Source organism: Sphingobium chlorophenolicum (assembly GCF_000722875.1).
In the GTDB taxonomy this organism is placed as follows: Bacteria; Pseudomonadota; Alphaproteobacteria; order Sphingomonadales; family Sphingomonadaceae; genus Sphingobium; species Sphingobium chlorophenolicum.
This window is the reverse complement of record NZ_JFHR01000034.1, coordinates 26,416-45,633: the sequence shown is the minus strand read 5'-3', so window position 1 is coordinate 45,633 and position 19,218 is coordinate 26,416. Positions and strand designations below refer to the sequence as shown.

Sequence of the window (19,218 nt, the reverse complement as noted above, 5' to 3'; positions counted from 1 at the left end):
GGCGATCATAAGACGACAATATGCAGGATGAAAGATATGAGACATACGGTTCAGGGCGTTGCCCTCATGGTTGCGGTCGGTGCTCAGATGCTGACCTTCTATTCGGTGCTGTTTGCCTGAGCGCGATATGACCCGATCCATAAAGTCCATCACGGACATCGGAAGAGCCGCCCGCTGATATGTCCAGGGGCGGCTCTTTCATTATGGCTGTACTTGATCAGCCCTTCGCCAGCCAGCCCGCCAGCAGATAGGCGGCGACGCCGACCGGACCCAGCGCGCACAGCGTCAGCAGCACGACGGCGATGCGGATCAGCGTGACGTCCAGGCCGGTGCGGTTCGAAAGTCCGGCGCACACGCCCATGATCTTTCCATTGCGGCGGTCGAGGGTGAAGCTGTCGTTCATGAATCTGGCCTTCTTGAATGGATGTTGTCGGATCAGGCGATCGGCGCGACCGGAATGGCGGCGCCGATGAAAAGCGCGGAAACCAGCAGGGCGCCGGTAAGGGCGAAGGCGGCGTTTTGAAGCTTGGCGAACATGATATACTCCCTGATATGTGCTGGGCCGGACGGTCCGGCCGTGATGCCGGGAAGATTGCAGGAGCCGTGCCAATTTCGATTCCCACTGCAATTTCCGGGAATTTCGCGAGTCGCTCGCCATTTTCTGGCGGAAAAATTTCCGCTAATTGGGCAAATTTCCTGCAAGTCAGGATTATCCGCGAGCGGGCTGCTTGAGTGAGCCGCTTCTCTTCGTCTACGGCACGTTGCGGCCGGGCTGCGACGATCCGATGGCGCACTGGCTGCGCAACGCGGCGCGCCATGTCGGCCGAGCGGCGGCGCGGGGCAGCCTCTATCGCGTGGGAAGCTATCCGGGCTTCGTGCCGGGCGGACCCGGTGAAGTGACGGGCGACCTGTTCGCGCTTGCCGATCCGGAATCGGTGCTTGCGACGCTCGACGACTATGAGGAATGCGCCGCGCATTTCCCCCAGCCGCATGAATATCGCCGCGAGCGGTTGATCGTCCAGAATGAAAAGGGCGCGGTGGAGGCCTGGGCCTATGTCTATGATCGCGACGTCGCCGGACTGGAACGGATCGGGAGCGGCGATTTCCTTGCCTGAGAAGGGCTTGCGCTGGTCGCGGCGGCGATTAGGCTCCGGTGCCTTGGCTTGAGGAGAGACGCATGACCGATCAGCCCGAACGCTTAGCTGAAGATCGCAACTGGATCGGCTCGACCGGTCTCGACCGGCGCAGGCTGCTGGCGGGCGGAGCCTTCGCCGCCGGTTTCGCGGCCGCCTGCCGCCCCGTCTCCAGCAGCGCCGTCCAGACCTCCGGCGAAGGGTTGAAGGAGGAAGCGGTGTCGATCAAGGCGAGCGACGGCTTCGCCATGCCCGCCTTCGTCGCCCGGCCAGCCGCTGGCAAGGCCGCGCCGATCATCGTCGTCGTGCATGAGATTTTCGGCGTGCACGAATGGATTCGCGACATTTGCCGCCGTTTCGCCAAGGCAGGCTATTATGCCATTGCGCCCGATCTGTTCGCCCGCCACGGCGACGCGACCAAGGTGGCGGATTTCAAGCAACTGATCGGCACCATCGTGTCCAAGGCGTCCGACGATCAGGTGTTGAAGGATATCGACGCCACCTATGGCTGGGCGGGCAGCCACAGCGGCGATGGCAGGCGGCGCGGCATCACCGGCTTTTGCTGGGGCGGGCGGACTGTGTGGCTCTACGCCGCCCATAGCAAGGAACTGGACGCGGGCGTCGCCTTCTACGGCCGTCTGATCAGCGAGAAGACCGAACTGCAACCGCTGAGCGTCATCGAACAGGTGGGCGCGCTCAAGGCTCCGGTGCTCGGCCAATATGGCGCGCTGGACAAGGGCATCCCCGTCGCCGACGTCGAAAAGATGCAGGCTGCGCTGAAGATCGCAGGCAAGTCGCCGCCCGACGCGATCACCGTCCATCCGGGTGCCGACCATGGCTTCATGGCCGACTATCGCCCCAGCTACAATGAAGCCGCCGCCAAGGCCGCATGGGCCGCGACGCTTGGCTGGTTCGGCAAATATGTAAAGAAATCAGCAGCCTTGGGCTGAGCCGAAAGCGGTACTTGCCGCACATTCATTATCATTCGTCATGCTGAACTTGTTTCAGCATCCATTTCTCCCCACGCGCCGAGGCTCTTGGGGCGCGATGGATGCTGAAACAAGTTCAGCATGACGAGCCATTATATGGTAGCGACTGTCTTTATGTCCGCCTCAACCTGGGCCGAAAGCTCATTTCTGCTTCATCGCTTCCACGGCGGCCAGGGTGCTCTTCACATGCCCGGCATAGTTCATCTCGCTATGGACGAAGGCGATGCGGCCGCTGGGCGCGATGACATAGGAGGTGCGGTCGGTCATGCCCGGCCGCATCTTCAGCGCCACGTCATAGCCCGACACGATATTCGGCCCGGCGGATGCCACGGCGAACTTGCCCGTGCATTCCTTCGTGGAAAAGGCGACCAGATCGTCCACCGGATCGGCCGACATGCCGATCACGGTCGCGCCCGCCTTTCTGAAATCCTCGATATGCTCTGCGAATTCGCGGGCTTCGGCGGAGCAGCCCGGCGTGAAGGCCTTGGGAAAGAAATACAGCACGACCGGCCCGCGCTTCAACTGGTGCGACAGCGTCAGGGTAAATGTCTTGCCCGCCAGCGCGCCGCGGGTGGTGAAGTCAGGCGCCTTCGCCCCTATGGCCAGCGCCGCCACGGCCCCCTGCGAACCCGCCGCCATGGCGGCAAGGGCCAGGACGATCTTCACGCTTTTCATCATCGGCTTCCTCTTCATGGCGGTGGCTCCCAATAGTCGACGGCCTTGGTGATGACTGCAACGTTCGCGGCGCGCAAGTCCGCCAGCAGCCCGCCCGCATCGAACATAAAATGCGTGAGCGGAAGAAAAGTACACCCAGGACGGCGCGCCATGGCATATCTTTCGTGACGGAAAGGAGCATGACGGGATGAATCAGCGAAGCGCGATGACCGGAACCCCTTGGCGAGCCACCGGTTTTCCCCTCATGCGCGCGATGATCCTCCTGCCGCTGCTCGTCCTGGCGGCATGCGGCGACAAGCAGGGCGACCAGCCCGGCATGGCCACCAACATCGTCGACCAGGCCACATCGGACGTCCGCGAAGTGCCGCAGGGCGGGAACGGCATCCAGACCGCCGAACCCGCGCCCGACATTTCGCCTCCGTCAACGCCGGTCGGCGCGACCATACCCGCCAGCATTCAGGGGCGCTGGACAGGGCTGGATGAAAGCTGCGCCGACCGCGCCACCGAACTGGAACTGACGATTACGCCCACCAGCCTGGTTTTCCTGGAAAGCGAGGGCAAGGCGACCGGCGTGTCCCATGGTCCCGACGGCCGCATCCGCATCGACGCCGCCTTCACCGGGGAAGGGCAGAGCTGGAACAGGAGACTGGAACTGCGCCCGTCGGCCGGCGGTCGCGAGTTGACGATGATCGATGACGGCCGGGCGGTGACGCGGAAACGATGTAGTTAGGCGGCGTGACGAGTTCGGCGCTGGGGGCCGGTTTGAGTGGAAAGCGAACCTATCCCATTCCTCCCCATCGGTAGATGGGGAGGGGGACCGGCCGAAGGCTGGTGGAGGGGAAGATACGCAGGTCACGCCATTTCCCCTCCACCATGCTTCGCACGGTCCCCCTCCCCACGCTTCGCGTAGGGAGGAATTGATGTCCGCTCATGACCATCACCCGACATTCCGATTACCGGACGCTGCTCGTCCCGCCGCTTCTGCCGGAACATCGGCTGTTTACTCCATGCTTCCCCAAAGCCGCCACACTGGTTAGAGCCACTCCATGATCGGCCGTCTTACCCTGAGCGATTTCCGCAACCATGCGGATGCGCTGATCGTGCCCGATCACAGCTTCATCGTGCTGACCGGCGACAATGGCGCGGGCAAGACCAACATATTGGAGGCCGTGTCGATGCTGGCCCCCGGTCGCGGCCTGCGCGGCGCGGCCCTGCGCGACATGGCGCGGCAGGACGGGACGGGCGGCTTCGGTATAGCGGCGGAAGTGGACGGCGCGATGCTGGGGACCGGCGTTCTCGCCTCAGCCCCGGATCGGCGGCAGGTGCGGATCGGCGGCGTCTCCTCCTCCGCCAACGCGCTGGCGGATCATCTGTCCATCGTCTGGCTCACCCCCGCCATGGACCGGCTGTTCATGGACAGTCCCGGCGGGCGGCGGCGTTTCCTGGACCGGCTGACGCTGGCGCTCCACCCCGGCCATGCCGTGCACAGCGCCCGCTACGAAGCGGCGATGCGTGCCCGCAACCGGCTGCTGGGCGATCTGTCCGCCGCCGACCCTTCCTGGCTGAGCGCTCTCGAAGCGCAGATGGACGAGCATGGCGCGGCCCTTTCCGCCGCCCGCACCGATCTGGTCGCGCGCCTCAGCGCCGCGCTGGAGGATCAGCCCGACCATCCCTTCGCCCGCCCGCTGCTGGCGATAGAGGGGGAGGGGGACAGCGACGAATCGCTCGCTCTTCGCCTTGCCCGCGAACGCCGTCGCGACGCCGCCGCCGGGCGCAGCCTGTCCGGCCCGCACCGGCAGGATCTGGCCGTCACCCATGCAGCCAAGGCGCAAGCGGCTGCGCTCTGTTCGACCGGGGAGCAGAAGGCGTTGCTGCTCTCCATCCTGCTTGCCCATGCGGCGCTGGTCGCGGCCCATCGCGGCCAGCCGCCGGTCCTTCTGCTCGACGAAGTGGCGGCCCATCTCGACCCGTCGCGACGAGCCGCATTGTTCGACCGGCTGCGCGAAAGCGGCGGTCAGGTCTGGATGACGGGAACAGAAGACAGTCTTTTCAATGAATTACCTGTCGCCAGCCGGTTCAGCGTAACGGCGGGTCACGTCTTTCGTTCCGCAGGTTGACGCAACGCAACAACGACTCGTCGCTGGCTGCTTTTCAACTCGTCCGGCGTCTGCCCTAAGTCTTTTCACGGGGTTAGTTCCAAAGAACAGTCGGGGGTCGCATTTCCATGATCGGTGCTTTTCGCGCTTTTGTCGCAGCGGCAACGCTCGCACTCGGCGCCCTGATCACGACCCCGGCCGCGGCGGGCCTCCAGTGCGCGCCTTTCGCCCGTCAGCTTTCCGGCATCGAACTCTACGGCAACGCCAACACCTGGTGGGGTCAGGCAGAGGGCCGTTACGACCGTGGCCATGAACCCCGCGTCGGCGCCGTCCTGGCCTTTTCGGCTAGCCGCTCCATGCCGGTCGGCCATGTCGCCATGGTCAGCAAGGTGATCGGCGACCGCGAAGTGCTGCTGACCCATGCCAACTGGTCCTATCGCGGCGGTGTCGAGCGCAATGTCCGCGCCATCGATGTGTCGCCCAACAATGACTGGACCGACGTTCGCGTCTGGTACGGCCCCATCGGCGACCTGGGCCTGCGCCCCAATCCCGCCAAGGGCTTCATCTACGCCAACAAGCCTGCCGACGCCCCGGTGCGGATCGCCATGGCCGACCGCGACGCCGCTCGCGGTGCTTTCTGACATTTTAACCAGTTCCTAACGGCTGCCGCCTAGCTTTGTCGGCGGTGGGGCGATTCTGAACCTTTGGGGTCGCATGAGATTGGGAATGATGCGCTGGGCGGCCCTGCTGCTGGCCGGCCTGATGACGACGCCTGCGCTGAGCGCGACCGTACTGCAATGCGTGCCCTATGCGCGCATCGTGTCCGGCGTTCAGATCTATGGCGATGCGTTGACCTGGTGGGACCAGGCGGCAAATCACTACAGGCGCGGCCATATGCCCCGCAAGGGCGCGGTGCTGGCGTTCCGGCCCGCGGGTCCGATGGTGCTCGGCCACGTCGCCGTGGTCAGCAAGGTGCTGGACGAGCGGCGCGTGCTGATCCGGCATGCCAACTGGTCGGTCCCCGGCGCGATCGAGGAGGATGTGCTGGCGCTGGACGTGTCCGACGAGGGCGATTGGAGCGAAGTGCGCGTCTGGCATAGCCCGACGAACCGGATGGGCGCCCGCAGCAACCCGACCTTCGGCTTCATCTACCCCGACAAGCCGCAATTGCGCGAGTTCCGGCCTGATCCTGCGCTGGGCGACAGCATGCGCTTCGCGAGCATGACCGTTGCCAGGGACGATCCGGAGCAGGAAACGGCTCCAGCGCGCAAGGTTTCCAGCCAGCCGCGTCTGGCAATGGACATGGCCGCGCTGCGCTACGCCGATGCGACCCCTTCGGGCCGCTCGCTGCGGGATATCATCTCGGATGTGAAGCGCGACGCTGCGCTGCGTTGAGGTTCGGCGGCGTGTTTAGCGCTTCCATGTTCCTGCGAAGGCAGGAACCCAGATCCGCCATTTCCTGAAAAGGCGACGTCTTACTTGCGAGACGCCGCCCTTTTCATGCTCCGGGCAGACGAAAATTATTCCGCCTTGTCTGCCGCCTCTTCGGAACCCTCGGCGGGATTCTCGAACCAGGCCTCTACCGGCCCCGACAGCTTGATCGTCAGCGGCTGGCCGTTGCGGTCGCGGGTCTTGCCCGCCGCGACGCGAATCCAGCCCTCGGAAATCGAATATTCCTCCACATCGTTGCGTACCCGGTCCTTGAAACGGATGCCGATGCCGCGCTGAAGCACGTCGATGTCGAAGAAGGGGCTTTTCGGGTTGGTGGAAAGCCGGTCGGGGGGCGTGTCGCTCATGATGGTCCAAATCCTGTGAATCCGGGGCGGGGCCTAGCCTTTCGGCCGCCCCGCCGTCAACCGTTCCGGCCCATCGTCGACATCGCAGAAGATGCGCCGGATCACCCCCTGCGCCAGCCAGGATTCGAAACGCGCCCGCGCATCGCCAATGTCCAGGAAGGGGTAAGCGACCGGCCGGTCGCTCACCGCCCGGCTGGCAATGACCAGCCGCATCATCGCATCGGGCGCGGTGGTCAATATGCGCCCGCGCCGGTCGGTGGCGGCGCTGTTGACGCCGACCACATGCCCGTCCTCGGCAAAGACCGGGCCGCCGCTGATGCCCGACAGCGTGCCGTCGCCCATTGGGATGCGTGCATGTTCGGCCCAGGCCAGAACGGGCTGCGTCTCCTCCCCCGCGCCGCGCCGGGCGCGGGCGGCGCCGATCAGTTCGGATATGACCAGCGTCGGCTCTCCCGCCGGAAAGCCCATATGATAGCCGACCGATCCGGGCGGCGGCATCTGGTCCGACAGGGGCAGGGCATGGTCGCTCGCCACGCCGCCGCGCACCAGCGCCGCGTCCGCCTCCCGGCTTTCGACCAGCCGCGACACGGGACGGGCGAAGCCGCCCTGCTCTATGCCGACGCGGGCGCAGCCATGGGTGACATGTTCGGCCGTCAGCCAGGCCCCTTCGCGATCCACCGCGAAGGTGGTGCCCATGCTGTCGGCGGGCGCTTCGGCCCGTTCCTCGATCACGAAACTCTCGTCGCTCCACTGCGGCATCGGGCGGCGCGGCGTGCGCGGGTCGAATGCCTCGACATGCAGTGGCGTCGGCTTGGTGACTTCGCTGATCCACAGCAGCGCCAGGATGATGCCGAGCAGGCCGGGCAGACAGCCGAAGCGCCGCGGCCCCACCGGATCAACTCGCTATCGCGCCTGCGGTGATGCAGGCGATGGCGGCCTTCATCATCGCCAGGAAAATCGCGGCGGAGCGTTCATTGGCCTCGATCCGGGTGGAAAGCTGGCCCAGCAGGAAATCGACGGCGCGAAAGGCGATGAGTTGCAGGATCAGCGTGACGCTGCCCCAGATCATGATGTCCCAGACATTGACCGACCCGGCAAGGCAGAAGCCCAGCGGCACCGCCAGGCCGATAGCCGCCCCGCCCAATGAAATGGCGGCGGCATCGTTGCCTGCCCGGATCAGCGCGAATTCGTCATGCGGAGTGATCCACATGTAGAGCGCCAATGCCGCCACCCAGGCCAAAGTCGCGCAGGCCAGATGCAGCAGGAAGATCGGCAGGCCGGACAACAGGCTCTGGATGACGGGCATGGGATCGGTCATGCCGATCAAAATGCCGCAAGCCGTTATATGATGCAATTGGCAGTCTATGGCGGGCATGGGTGGAAACCGGACCTCTCCTATTCCTCCCCATCGAGAGATGGGGAGGGGACCGGCCGAAGGCTGGTGGAGGGGAAGATACGCAGGTCACGCCATTTCCCCTCCACCATGCTTCGCATGGTCCCCCTCCCCACGCTTCGCGCAGGGGGGATTTCATCGTCCGCTAAAGTCTGATTTCCTCCGCCGCCAATCTCCCGCATCAAACAAAAACGGCGCCCGATGGGCGCCGTCTCCGTTTCTCGCGATCAGCGCGTCTTAGCGCTTTTCGACCGGCACATAGTCGCGCTGCGCCGGGCCGGTATAGAGCTGCCGCGGGCGGCCGATCTTCTGCGCTGGGTCGGAGATCATTTCGTTCCACTGCGCGACCCAGCCGACCGTGCGGGCGAGCGCGAAGAGCACGGTGAACATCTCGGTCGGGAAGCCGATGGCCGAAAGGATCACGCCCGAATAGAAGTCGACGTTCGGGTAGAGCTTTTTCTCGATGAAATAAGGATCGTTGAGCGCGATCTGCTCCAGTTCCTTCGCCACGTCGAAGATCGGGTCATTGACGCCAAGCTTCTCCAGCACGTCCTTCGCGGTCTTCTGCATGACGGTCGCGCGCGGATCGTAATTCTTGTAGACGCGGTGACCGAAGCCCATCAGGCGGAACGGATCGTCCTTGTTCTTGGCGCGGGCGATATATTCCGGAATGCGGTCGACGGTGCCGATTTCGCGCAGCATGTTGAGCGCGGCTTCGTTCGCGCCGCCATGCGCCGGGCCCCAGAGGCAGGCGATGCCCGCCGCGATGCAGGCGAAGGGGTTGGCGCCCGACGAACCGGCCAGACGCACGGTGGAGGTCGAGGCGTTCTGCTCATGGTCGGCATGGAGCGTGAAGATTTTGTCCATCGCATCAACCACGACCGGATCGATCACATATTCCTCCGCCGGGACGGAGAAGGTCATGTTCAGGAAGTTGGCGGTGTAGGAGAGGTCATTGCGCGGATAGACGAAGGGCTGACCCACCGAATATTTATACGCCATGGCCGCGATCGTCGGCATCTTGGCGATCAGGCGGTGGCTGGCGATCCTGCGCTGGTCCGGATCGTTGATGTCCGTCGAATCATGGTAGAAGGCCGACAGCGCGCCGACCACGCCGCACATGATCGCCATCGGGTGCGCGTCTCGGCGGAAACCGCGGTAGAAGGTGGTGAGCTGTTCGTTCACCATGGTGTGGCGAGTGATGGTGCGGGTGAAATCCTCCAGTTCCTTCTTCGACGGCAGTTCGCCGTTGAGGAGCAGGTAGCTGACCTCCATGAAGCTGGACTGTTCGGCAAGCTGGTCGATGGGATAGCCGCGATGCAGCAGGATGCCCTTGTCGCCGTCGATATAGGTCAGGCCCGAATCGCAGCTTGCGGTCGAGGTGAAGCCGGGATCGTAGGTGAACATGCCGGTGTTGGCGTAGAGCTTGCGAACGTCGATGACCTGCGGGCCGACCGTGCCGTTCAGAATGGCATAGTCTTTCGCGTCTCCCCCGACGCTCAAAGTGGCATTGTTATCCGACATGCTGTTCTCCTGATACTTCAATTGCCCGATGCGTGCCTCACAGCGGACAATCGTTCCAAGCTCTCCGCCTTCCCCAGAAGGAAAAGGACGTCGAAAATTCCCGGCGAAACCGTGCGACCGGTCAACGCCGCGCGCAAAGGCTGCGCGACCTTTCCAAGCCCAAGGCCGGCATCCTCAGCCACGCGGCGTATCGCTTCATCGATCGCTTCGACCGTCCAGGACTGGACGGGTGCAAGAGCGTCGGCTGTCTTTCCCAGCAGCGCGCGCGCGGAGTCGTCTAGCAGAGCAAGGGCCTTCTCGTCAAAATCGAGCGGGCAATTTTTGAATAGAAATTCGGCGCCCTCGGCAATTTCGTTAAGCGTCTTCGCCCGTGGTTTCAGCGAAGCCATGGCGGCCGTCAGCAGCTTCTCGCCGCCATCGGGCAATGCGGCGCCCAGCCGGGCCGCGACCATCGGCGCTACCAGCGCCGCCAGCCGCGCATCGTCGGCTTCGCGCAGATAATGGCCGTTCAGATTTTCCAGCTTCTTGATGTCGAAGCGCGAGGGCGAACGGCCGACGCCCGCAATGTCGAACAGCTCCACCGCCCGGTCACGAGAGATGATCTCCTCATCGCCATGGCCCCAGCCCAGGCGCAGCAGATAGTTGAGCACCGCTTCGGGCAGCATGCCCATTTCGTCGCGATAGGCATCGACGCCCAGTGCGCCGTGCCGCTTGGACAGCTTGGCCCCGTCGGAGCCGTGGATCAGCGGGATATGGGCGTAGACGGGTTCTTCCCAATTCATCGCCCTTATGATGCCTAGCTGGCGGAACGCGTTGTTGAGATGGTCGTCGCCGCGAATGACATGGGTGACGCCCATGTCATGATCGTCGACCACCACCGCCAGCATATAGGTGGGCGTGCCGTCGGAACGCAGCAGGATCATGTCGTCCAGCTCCGCATTCTGGACGACGACACGGCCCTGCACGGCATCCTCGATCACCGTTTCGCCTTCGCGGGGCGCCTTCAGACGGATGACGAAGGGCGCGCCTTCGGGCGCTTCGTCTGGCGAACGGTCGCGCCAGCGCCCGTCATAGCGCATCGGCTGCTTGGCGGCGCGCTGCTGTTCGCGCAGTTCGGCGAGTTCCTCCGACGTTGCATAGCAGCGATAGGCATGGCCGCCCGCCAGCAACTGGTTCGCCACTTCGGCATGGCGCGGAGTCCGCTCGAACTGGAAGACGGCAGGCTCGTCGCCGCCCAGGCCCAGCCATTCCAGGCCGTCGAAGATCGCGGCCACGGCTTCCTCGGTCGAACGGGCGCGGTCGGTATCCTCGATCCGCAGCAGGAACTTGCCGTCATGGTGGCGCGCAAACAGCCAGTTGAAGAGTGCGGTGCGCGCACCGCCGATATGCAGAAAACCGGTAGGCGACGGCGCGAAACGGGTTACTACCTGTTTGTTCGAACCTGTAGCACTCACCGCTTCATTCCCTGCCATTTGCTCCGATTCCACGGACCCATCCATGATCGCGACGCCCCCTAGCATGGCTTTTGAGCCACGACAAACCTCCGTTGTCACTTCCGTCAGGGCGGGAGTGGGACGATTTTGGCGCGGCCTGGAACTTTGGCTGGAGGAAGAGCGGGAGCGGCTGCCGCTTTGGGTTCCCATCGCCTTGGGTGCGGGCATCGCGGCCTGGTTCGTCTTGCCTAACAGGTTGCAATGGCTTGGCTTTTGCTGCGCCATGCTGGCGGTGGCATGTGGCGCGCTGGTCCTGCCCGCCGGTGGACGGATGCGCCGGGCGATCCTGTCGGCCAGTCTTCTGGCCTGCGCGGGATGCCTGCTGGTGTGGGCGAAAGCGGCGATATGGGGCGCGCCGCCCCTGCCCAGGGCGGCTTTCGTCGAACTGACGGGGGAGGTTCGGGCGATCGACCGGCTCCCTGCGCGGCAGATGAGTCGCGTGCTGGTGCACCCCGTCGACATGCCCGCGCTGCCATCCCTGATACGCGTCAATCTGGACGAGGCGCTGGCCCCGGCGGGCATTGGGCAGGGGGCGGTCATCCGGTTCCGGGCCAGGCTGATGCCGCCTGCGCCGCCAAGCCTGCCGGGTGGCCATGATTTTGCGCGCCGAGCCTATTTCGACGGGATCGGCGCGACCGGACGCATGTTGGGGCCGATCTCCGTCCTGCGGCCCGCGACGGCGGAGCCGCCGCTGCGGGCGCGCCTGTTCGCGCACATATTGGCGCGGGTTCCGGGGGAGGGGGCGGGCATCGCCGCTGCCCTCGCGACCGGGGATCAGGGCGCGATCACCGAAGCCGACGCCGCAGCGATGCGGCGGAGCGGGCTGGCCCATCTGCTGTCGATCAGCGGGCTGCACGTCACGGCGCTGATCGCGGCGGCGATCTTCCTGCTGATGCGGGTGATGGCGCTCAACCGGCGGGCGGCGCTGGATTGGCCGCTGATGCTGGTCGCGGCGGGCGGCGGCGCGTTGGCGGGTATCGGCTATACGCTGCTCACCGGCGCGGAAGTGCCGACCGTGCGGTCCTGCGTTGCCGCACTGCTGGTGCTGGGTGGGCTGGCGATGGGGCGGGATGCGATCACGCTCCGGCTGGTGGCGGCGGGCGCGCTGGCGGTGCTGCTTCTCTGGCCCGAAGCATTGGTGGGGCCGAGTTTCCAGATGAGCTTCGCCGCCGTGGTCGCGCTGGTCGCGCTGGGGGAGCATCCGCGATTCCGCGCTTTCCTGTCGGCGCGGGACGAGGGGATGGGGCTGCGCATGGCCCGCAATCTGGCCGGAATGTTGGCGACCGGGCTGGCTGTCGAACTGGTGCTGGCGCCCATTGCCCTGTTCCATTTCCACAAGGCGGGGGTGTTGGGTTCGGTCGCCAATCTGGTGGCCATACCGCTGACCACCCTGGTCGTCATGCCGTTGGAGGCGGCGGCCCTGCTGTTCGACCTGTGCGGCTGGGGTGCGCCCTTCTGGTGGCTCACGGCGCGGGCGCTGGACCTGTTGCTGCTGGTCGCGCATGGGGTGGCGTCCAGCCCCTGGGCGGTGGTTCTGGCCCCCGTGCAATCGGGGCTGGCGTTCGGATTGATCCTGTCTGGCATGCTGTGGTGCCTGCTGTGGCGAAGCCGGTGGCGCTGGGCGGGGCTGATGACGGTGACGGCCGGGGTGACGATGATCCTGGCGACTCCCGCGCCCGCCATATTGATCAGTGGGGACGGGCGCCATGTCGCGATACGGACCGCCCATGGCGGCATGGCGATGCTGCGCGAGCGGGCGGGCCGCTACATGCGCGAGGCGATGACGGAGAGTCTGGGCCATGACGGCACGCCGGAAGCGATGGCGGCGTTGCCCCAAGCGCGCTGCTCCCCCGATCTCTGCGCCGTGCGCCTGAGGGGAGGAGGCCGCAACTGGAACCTGCTGCTGACGCGGAGCGGCATGCGGATCGATCCTGCGATATTGGCGCGGGATTGCGCCCGCGCCGACATCGTGGTCAGCGACCGGCGCCTGCCGCGCGTCTGCCGCCCCCGCTGGCTGAAGGCGGATCGCGCATATCTGGCGGCGACGGGCGGCCTCGCCATCGACCTCGACCATGGCGTCATCCGCAGCGTGAAGGCGCGGAATGACGAACATCCCTGGATGACGCGGCCCGTGGACCGGCCGCGCCCATTTCGCGCAGGTCAGTTATAACGCCGCAACAACCCTGCCAGCTTGCCCTGAATGCGGACCTGCCGCGGATCATAATATTGCGGTTCATAGGCGCCATTCGCTGGATCGAGCCGGACCTTCTGCCCCTCCCGCCGGAAATATTTAAGCGTCGCCTCATTCTCGTCGATCAGCGCGACCACGATCTGCCCCTCCCGCGCCACGTCGGTGCGTTGGATAAGGGCGAAGTCGCCGTCGAGGATTCCCGCCTCCACCATGGAATCCCCCGCCACTTCCAGCGCATAATGATCCCCGGTTCCCAGCAGCGCCGCGGGCACGGAAAGCATGTTCTGCCCCTCCAGCGCCTCGATCGGCACGCCCGCCGCGATGCGGCCGTGCATCGGTATCTCCACTATGTCGTTGGCGGCGATCGGCGGCTTGCTCACGGCTGGGCCGGTCGCCAGCGGCGCGCTGGCCGGCGCGACCACCTTGGGCGCGCGATGCATGGCTTCAGGCAGCTTGAGCACCTCCAGCGCGCGGGCGCGATTGGGCAGTCGGCGGATGAAGCCGCGCTCCTCCAGCGCATTGATCAGGCGATGAATGCCGGATTTGGACCGCAGGTCCAGCGCTTCCTTCATCTCCTCGAAAGAGGGGGACACGCCCCCCTCCTCCAACCGGGTCTGAATGAAGCTCAGCAATTCCTGTTGCTTGGGTGTCAACATCGCGCCATGCCCTCTTTGGAACGGATGGAGAACGCATAGGAAACGGAAAGGGGTAAGTCAAGCGCCTAACGGCTTGCCGCATTTGCGGGAACGGGGCGGCGAACTGGCCGTTTACACCACGCCCTCCCCGAAGGAGGCGAATAGGAGAGTAAGATGGCCAACCAGAACAACCAGGGCGGCGATCAACGCCGGGATCAGCAGGGCGGCGACCGCTCCAGCCAGGGCGGACGCCAGCAGCAGCAGGAAAACCGTCAGGGCCAGATGGGCGATGAACGCCGCAAGGACAAGGCGCCCGACAAGCAACAGCGCTGAAAACGGGTTGGCTGTCATTCAGGAAACTGAATGTCGCCGCTATCCATCAGGACCGCACTGGAAGGGGTCGCCTCGCGGCCCCTTTCCTTATGTCAGGGGCAGGACGGTGACAGGGTCGCCGGCGGCGGCGGCGGGCGATCCGGCGGGGCGTAGGATCAGGCAGTCGGCCATCGCCAGCGCAGCCGTGGCCGCGCTGTCCTGCGACGTGACGGAGGCGATGCCCCTTTCGGTACGGAAGGCGCGAAGGTAATCGTCCCGCTCCCCGGTTGCGGGGAGGGAGGCGGCCAGCGTCGCCGGGGCGGTGCGGGGCAGGGGCGATGCCGCGCCCATCAGATGGCGGACCAGCGGCAGCAGGAACAATGTCGCGGTGACGAAGGCCGACACCGGATTGCCGGGCAGGCCGAGGAAGACGGCGGAATCCAGCCTCCCCGCCATCAGCGGTTTGCCCGGCCGCATGCGAATCTTCCAGAAGTCGAGCGAGCCCCCTGCGTGGGCGAAGGCGGGACGGACGACGTCATGGTCCCCCACCGACGCGCCGCCGGTCGACACGATGATGTCGGCATCGGCTGCGCGGACAAAAGCCTGCGTCACGCTGTCGAGATCGTCCGGCACGATCCCCAGGTCGATGACGTCGCAGGGCAGGCCGCCGAGCAGCGCCGCCAGCATCGGCGCGTTGGAGGAGGGAAGCAGCCCCTCCTGCGCGGGCGCGCCGGGCGGCACCAGTTCGTTGCCTGTGGAGATCAGCGCGATGCGCGCGCGCCGGGCGACAGGCAAGACGCCATGGCCGCCCAGCACGGCAAGCGCGATCTGCGCCGGGCCAAGCGCCACGCCCGCCTTCAGCAGAAGGCCGCCCCTGGCGAAGTCGGATGCGGCTGCGCGAACGTTGCGGCCCAGCGCCAGCGGGTCGCCCAATCCCCGCAGCATCGTGTCGTCCCGCTGCGCATTCTCCTGGATCAGGACGCTGTCCGCACCCTGTGGCAAGGGCGCGCCGGTAAATATGCGGCAAGCCTCTCCGGACCCGAGGGGCGCGGGAAGCGGCCCGCCTGCCGCGCTTTCACCGGCAACCTGCCAAGGCCCCGGCCATTCGCCCGCACGGATCGCATAGCCGTCCATCGCGGAAAGATCGGCCCACGGCTGGGCGCGCAGCGCGGCGACATCCTCCGTCAGCCAGCGACCGGCGCAGTCTGGAATGGCCACCCGCTCCGTCGGCAGCCGCGCCGCCAGCGCCATCAGGCGGCCCTGTGCCTCCGCGACCGGCAGCAGGCTCATGCGGCCCGCCCAGCCTCTGCGGTCCAGTCGCCGGACTTGCCGCCGGTCTTGGTCAGCAGCCGCACGTCGCCGATGACCATGCCCTTATCGAGCGCCTTCGCCATATCATAGACGGTCAGCAACGCGACCGTCGCGGCGGTCAGCGCCTCCATCTCCACCCCCGTCTGGCCCGCCGTCTTCGCGGTGGCGGTGACCGTGACGCCGCCCTCATCCAGATCCAGGTCGATGCTGACGGAACTGAGCGCAATGGGATGGCAGAGCGGGATCAGATCGGCGGTCCGCTTGGCCGCCATGATCCCGGCGACGCGGGCCACCGCCAGCACATCGCCCTTCTTCACCAGCCCCTGGGCGATGGCGGCGGCGGCTTGCGCGCTCATGCCGATGCGGCCGGTGGCGACGGCCTGTCGCGCCGTAACCGCCTTGGCCGAGACGTCGACCATATGGGCCGACCCATCCTCGTCCAGATGGGTGAGCCTGCTCATCGCCCCGTCAGCAGGTTGCGGGTGGCGGCTTCGACATCGGCCTGCTTCATCAGCGTTTCCCCGACCAGGAAGCAGCGCACCCCATGATCGGACATGGCGACCAGATCGTCATGGCTGCCGATGCCGCTTTCCGCGACGAAGGTGCAGCCCTCCGGCGCCTGCCCCACCAGTTCATAGGTGCGGGCGAAGTCCACGCTGAAGTCGCGCAGGTCGCGATTATTGACGCCGATCAGGCGCGACCGGAGCTTCATCGCCCGCTCCAGCTCCTGCGCGTCATGCACTTCGACCAGCGCGTCCATGCCCAGACCGAGCGCCGCGTCCTCGATCTCCGCCATCTGGCCGTCGTCCAGCGCGGCGACGATGATCAGGATCGCGTCGGCGCCCAGCGAGCGGCTTTCCAGCACCTGCCAGGGATCGACGATGAAATCCTTGCGCAGCACCGGCAGGGCGCAGGCGGAGCGGGCCGCCATCAGATAATCGTCATGGCCCTGGAAATAAGGTTCGTCGGTCAGCACCGACAGGCAGGCCGCGCCCCCTGCCGCATAGGCCTGCGCATGGGCGGGCGGATCGAAATCGGGGCGGATCAGGCCCCTGGAAGGGCTGGCCTTCTTCACCTCCGCGATCAGGCCGAAGCCGGAGCGGGCGGCATCGTCCAGCGCCTTGCGGAAGCCGCGGGGCGGCGTCTGCTCGGCGGCGCGGGCTTGCAGCCCGGCGACGGTCGTCGCGGCCTTGCGCCGGGCGACTTCCTCCCGCTTCGTGTCGCAGATTTCGATCAGCTTGTTGGTCATTTATAGGCAATCCAGCAATTGAGGAGCGCGTTGGCAAGCCCCCGGTCGATGGTTTCGGCGGCTTCCTCCACGCCCTCGCGGAAATCGGACACGGCGTCCGCGACGACAAGGGCGGCGGCGGCGTTCAGCAGCACCGCGTCCCGGTAAGGCCCCGCTTCGCCTTGCAGCAGGGCGCGCAGGGCGGCGGCGTTAAAGGCGGGATCGCCGCCCCGGATCGCTTCGACCGGATGGGTGGAAAGGCCAAGTTCGGCGGCGGTCAGACGGTACGTCGCGACCAGGCTGTGGCCCTTCACCTCCGCCAGGTCGTTGCCGCCCGCCAGCGACAATTCGTCCAGCCCTTCGTCGCCGGACACGATCATCGCATGGTCGACGCCCAGTTCCGCCAGCGCCTCCGCATAGACGGGGACATAGTCCGGGCGGGCGATGCCGACCAGTTGGCGGCGCACTCCCGCCGGATTGGCGAGCGGTCCCATCAGGTTGAAGATGGTGCGCTCGCCTATGGCCTTGCGGATGGGGCCGAGCCGTTTGAGCGCGGGGTGATAATTTTGCGCGAAGAGGAAGCAGATGCCCAGATCGGCCAAGGTCGCTTCAGCGGTCTGCGCGGCGCGGTCGAGGTCGAGGCCAAGCGCTTCCAGCGTATCGGCGGCGCCCGCCTTGGAGGAAGCGGCGCGGTTACCATGCTTGGCCACGGGGACGCCCGCCGCCGCCACGACCAGCGAGACGGCGGTGGAGACGTTGAGGGTGTGGTGGCCGTCCCCACCCGTGCCGCACACGTCGATCGTGCCGGGCGGCGCGGCGACCGGGAGCGTGCGGACGCGCATGGCGCGGGCGGCGGCGGCGATCTCCGTGGCGGTCTCGCCCCGCCGGGCCATGGTGACGAGGAAGCCCGCAATCTCCCCTTCGGACAGGTCGGCATCGAACAGCAGATCGAAGGCCATGGCGGCCTGTTGCGCGTCGAGCGGGGCAGTAGGATCGGGCAGGCGTGTCATCGACGCTGCCTTAATCATGGGACGGCGCCGGAGTCGAGATGGAGAAGCGCAATATAGTGCCCCAAGCTTGCGGGATGTCCGGACCTATCCCATCCTCCCCATCGAAAGATGGGGAGGGGGACCGCCGCCGAAGGCGGTGGTGGAGGGGAAGATTCGGAGGTCGTGCCCCATTCACTCCACCAGCCTGCGGCCAGCCCCTACCCACACGCTCCGTTCAATTGCCCATTCGGAAAGCCCTCAGGCCGCCACGCGCTCCTGAACGGGAATGCCCGCGATCCGCATGAAATTGGCCAGCATCTCATGGCCATGTTCGGTAGCGATGCTTTCCGGGTGGAACTGGACCGAATGGATCGGCAGGTCGCGGTGGCGGAAACCCATCACAGATCCGTCCTCGCTGGTGGCGTTGACGATCAGCGTGTCGGGAATATCCTCCACGATCAGCGAGTGATAGCGGGTGGCGGTGAAGGGCGAAGGCAGTCCCTGAAACAACCCGCTGCCGTCATGGCTGACGGGCGACGTCTTGCCGTGCATCAGGCCGCCGCGCACCACCTTCCCGCCGAAATGCTGGCCGATCGACTGGTGGCCCAGGCACACGCCCAGCAGCGGCGCGCCTGCATCCGCGCAGGCGGCGACCAGGTCCAGGCTGACCCCCGCCTCATTGGGGGTGCAGGGACCGGGGGAGAGCAGGAAGGCCTGCGCCCCGGTGGACAGCGCCTGCCCGGCGGAAATGGCGTCGTTGCGAACGACCTCCACCTGCGCGCCCAGTTCCATGAGATAATGGACCAGGTTCCAGGTGAAGCTGTCGTAATTGTCGATGACGAGGATCATGGGAGGGCTTTAGCGCGCTATGGGGGGTTGGGGAAGTGGGAGCGGACGGGCGAAATCCGGATGATGCCCAACCATTTTCCCGACGATCCCCGGACGGGAAGCGGAACCGTCCGCTTCCGACCGCTCCCGAACGGCGTTTCGCCTATTTGAAGCTCGCGATGCACTCGATTTCCAGCGGCGCGCCCCTCGCCAGCCCGTCCGCGCCGAATGCGCTGCGGGCGGGCAGCCGCTTGCCCTGGAAATAGCTTACATAGACCCCGTTGAAGCGCGGCCAATCCGCCATATCGTCCAGCATCACCGTGCATTTAACCACATGGCCATAATCGAGGCCGTTATCTTTCAGGATTTTGCCGATGGAATCCATGGAGGCGCGGACCGCTGCATCGAAGCCCTCCTTATGTGGGTCCATGCCTGCGGGTGCCTCTCCGATCTGGCCGGAAAGATAGAGGATGTCGCCGGCGCGCACGGCGGGCGAGAAGGGCAGAGGCTGCTGCGCCGCCACCGGCGCGGCGCCGAAAGCCAGGAACAGGGCGATCCATTTCTTCATGTGCATGTTTCCCGATGCGAAAAGGGCCGGCCCGTTTCCGGACCGGCCCCCCCTTCG

General features: G+C 66.0%; 23 protein-coding genes. 8 read left to right on the top strand and 15 right to left on the bottom strand.

The annotated features are described in order from the left end of the window. Positions 1–217 precede the first annotated feature (217 nt). Positions 218–403 carry a PspC domain-containing protein gene (locus BV95_RS14395; RefSeq protein ID WP_037453217.1) on the bottom strand — a complete coding sequence of 62 codons (186 nt, stop codon included), beginning with the start codon at positions 401–403 and terminating at the stop codon, positions 218–220. A 325-nt stretch (positions 404–728) separates the two neighbouring features. On the opposite strand from BV95_RS14395, the gene BV95_RS14390 reads away from it, so the two are divergent. Both BV95_RS14390 and BV95_RS14385 read left to right on the top strand, forming a co-directional pair. Further along, the gene (locus BV95_RS14390; protein WP_037453242.1) at positions 729–1,115 is read left to right on the top strand and encodes a gamma-glutamylcyclotransferase family protein; all 387 of its coding nucleotides are present in this window, start codon (positions 729–731) and stop codon (positions 1,113–1,115) included. A gap of 62 nt (positions 1,116–1,177) precedes the next feature. Continuing rightward, a complete protein-coding gene (locus BV95_RS14385; protein ID WP_037453215.1) occupies positions 1,178–2,083 on the top strand; it encodes a dienelactone hydrolase family protein in 906 nt (301 codons plus the stop codon). Positions 2,084–2,263: 180 nt separating this feature from the next. On the opposite strand, the gene BV95_RS14380 is transcribed toward BV95_RS14385, so the two are convergent. Continuing rightward, on the bottom strand, positions 2,264–2,800 hold the full coding sequence (locus BV95_RS14380; protein WP_409372090.1) for a peroxiredoxin: 537 nt from the start codon (positions 2,798–2,800) through the stop codon (positions 2,264–2,266). Positions 2,801–2,811: 11 nt separating this feature from the next. Beyond that, entirely contained in the window at positions 2,812–2,949 is a 138-nt protein-coding gene (locus BV95_RS24445; RefSeq protein ID WP_156028665.1) for a hypothetical protein, read from the bottom strand. 35 nt (positions 2,950–2,984) lie between these two features. Here BV95_RS24445 and BV95_RS14375 point away from each other — a divergent pair, with 35 nt between their 5' ends. The 4 genes from BV95_RS14375 to BV95_RS14360 all read left to right on the top strand — a co-directional run bounded on the left by BV95_RS14375 (position 2,985) and on the right by BV95_RS14360 (position 6,288). After that, positions 2,985–3,527 (top strand): hypothetical protein, encoded by a 543-nt coding sequence (locus BV95_RS14375; RefSeq protein ID WP_037453213.1) that lies wholly within the window; start codon positions 2,985–2,987, stop codon positions 3,525–3,527. Positions 3,528–3,843: 316 nt separating this feature from the next. After that, complete coding sequence (gene recF / locus BV95_RS14370; RefSeq protein ID WP_037453210.1) at positions 3,844–4,914, top strand: DNA replication/repair protein RecF; 1,071 nt, start codon at positions 3,844–3,846, stop codon at positions 4,912–4,914. A gap of 107 nt (positions 4,915–5,021) precedes the next feature. After that, positions 5,022–5,534, top strand: a complete 513-nt coding sequence (locus tag BV95_RS14365; protein WP_037453209.1) for a CHAP domain-containing protein — start codon at positions 5,022–5,024, stop codon at positions 5,532–5,534. 85 nt (positions 5,535–5,619) lie between these two features. After that, positions 5,620–6,288 (top strand): CHAP domain-containing protein, encoded by a 669-nt coding sequence (locus tag BV95_RS14360; RefSeq protein WP_037453208.1) that lies wholly within the window; start codon positions 5,620–5,622, stop codon positions 6,286–6,288. 125 nt (positions 6,289–6,413) lie between these two features. On the opposite strand, the gene BV95_RS14355 is transcribed toward BV95_RS14360, so the two are convergent. The 5 genes from BV95_RS14355 to gltX form a co-directional block, all read right to left on the bottom strand. Next, the gene (locus BV95_RS14355) at positions 6,414–6,689 is read right to left on the bottom strand and encodes a DUF3297 family protein (RefSeq protein ID WP_013847715.1); all 276 of its coding nucleotides are present in this window, start codon (positions 6,687–6,689) and stop codon (positions 6,414–6,416) included. 33 nt (positions 6,690–6,722) lie between these two features. Beyond that, positions 6,723–7,580, bottom strand: coding sequence for a S1 family peptidase (locus BV95_RS14350; protein ID WP_037453207.1), 858 nt, complete (start codon positions 7,578–7,580; stop codon positions 6,723–6,725). Between the two features lie 4 nt (positions 7,581–7,584). Beyond that, on the bottom strand, positions 7,585–8,007 hold the full coding sequence (locus BV95_RS14345; protein WP_013847713.1) for a DUF350 domain-containing protein: 423 nt from the start codon (positions 8,005–8,007) through the stop codon (positions 7,585–7,587). A gap of 312 nt (positions 8,008–8,319) precedes the next feature. Then, positions 8,320–9,606: a citrate synthase gene (locus BV95_RS14340; RefSeq protein WP_037453206.1), complete on the bottom strand. Its 1,287-nt coding sequence runs from the start codon at positions 9,604–9,606 to the stop codon at positions 8,320–8,322. 17 nt (positions 9,607–9,623) lie between these two features. Beyond that, positions 9,624–11,078, bottom strand: a complete 1,455-nt coding sequence (gltX, locus tag BV95_RS14335) for a glutamate--tRNA ligase (RefSeq protein ID WP_051749795.1) — start codon at positions 11,076–11,078, stop codon at positions 9,624–9,626. A 46-nt stretch (positions 11,079–11,124) separates the two neighbouring features. Between gltX and BV95_RS14330 the strand changes: the two genes are divergently transcribed. Further along, on the top strand, positions 11,125–13,269 hold the full coding sequence (locus tag BV95_RS14330) for a ComEC/Rec2 family competence protein (protein ID WP_169804658.1): 2,145 nt from the start codon (positions 11,125–11,127) through the stop codon (positions 13,267–13,269). Here BV95_RS14330 and lexA read toward each other — a convergent pair. Continuing rightward, a complete protein-coding gene (gene lexA / locus BV95_RS14325; RefSeq protein ID WP_037453205.1) occupies positions 13,260–13,946 on the bottom strand; it encodes a transcriptional repressor LexA in 687 nt (228 codons plus the stop codon). The two genes, BV95_RS14330 and lexA, sit on opposite strands and share 10 nt — an antisense overlap. 153 nt (positions 13,947–14,099) lie before the next feature. Here lexA and BV95_RS24355 point away from each other — a divergent pair, with 153 nt between their 5' ends. Then, a complete protein-coding gene (locus BV95_RS24355) occupies positions 14,100–14,258 on the top strand; it encodes a hypothetical protein (RefSeq protein WP_013847689.1) in 159 nt (52 codons plus the stop codon). Between the two features lie 87 nt (positions 14,259–14,345). Here the strand turns inward: BV95_RS24355 and BV95_RS14320 are convergent, their stop codons facing one another. The 6 genes from BV95_RS14320 to BV95_RS14295 all read right to left on the bottom strand — a co-directional run bounded on the left by BV95_RS14320 (position 14,346) and on the right by BV95_RS14295 (position 19,161). Beyond that, positions 14,346–15,527, bottom strand: coding sequence for a molybdopterin molybdotransferase MoeA (locus BV95_RS14320; RefSeq protein WP_037453204.1), 1,182 nt, complete (start codon positions 15,525–15,527; stop codon positions 14,346–14,348). Next, positions 15,524–16,009, bottom strand: coding sequence for a cyclic pyranopterin monophosphate synthase MoaC (gene moaC, locus BV95_RS14315; RefSeq protein ID WP_037453202.1), 486 nt, complete (start codon positions 16,007–16,009; stop codon positions 15,524–15,526). Before moaC ends, BV95_RS14320 begins: the two co-directional genes overlap by 4 nt. Continuing rightward, positions 16,006–16,797, bottom strand: a complete 792-nt coding sequence (gene trpC / locus BV95_RS14310) for an indole-3-glycerol phosphate synthase TrpC (protein ID WP_037453200.1) — start codon at positions 16,795–16,797, stop codon at positions 16,006–16,008. Before trpC ends, moaC begins: the two co-directional genes overlap by 4 nt. Further along, positions 16,794–17,786 carry an anthranilate phosphoribosyltransferase gene (gene trpD, locus BV95_RS14305; RefSeq protein ID WP_037453198.1) on the bottom strand — a complete coding sequence of 331 codons (993 nt, stop codon included), beginning with the start codon at positions 17,784–17,786 and terminating at the stop codon, positions 16,794–16,796. The genes trpC and trpD overlap by 4 nt, the downstream gene beginning before the upstream one ends. 237 nt (positions 17,787–18,023) lie before the next feature. After that, positions 18,024–18,614 carry an anthranilate synthase component II gene (locus tag BV95_RS14300; protein WP_013847684.1) on the bottom strand — a complete coding sequence of 197 codons (591 nt, stop codon included), beginning with the start codon at positions 18,612–18,614 and terminating at the stop codon, positions 18,024–18,026. Between the two features lie 142 nt (positions 18,615–18,756). Beyond that, the gene (locus BV95_RS14295) at positions 18,757–19,161 is read right to left on the bottom strand and encodes a RidA family protein (protein ID WP_037453193.1); all 405 of its coding nucleotides are present in this window, start codon (positions 19,159–19,161) and stop codon (positions 18,757–18,759) included. Between the last annotated feature and the right edge of the window lie 57 nt (positions 19,162–19,218).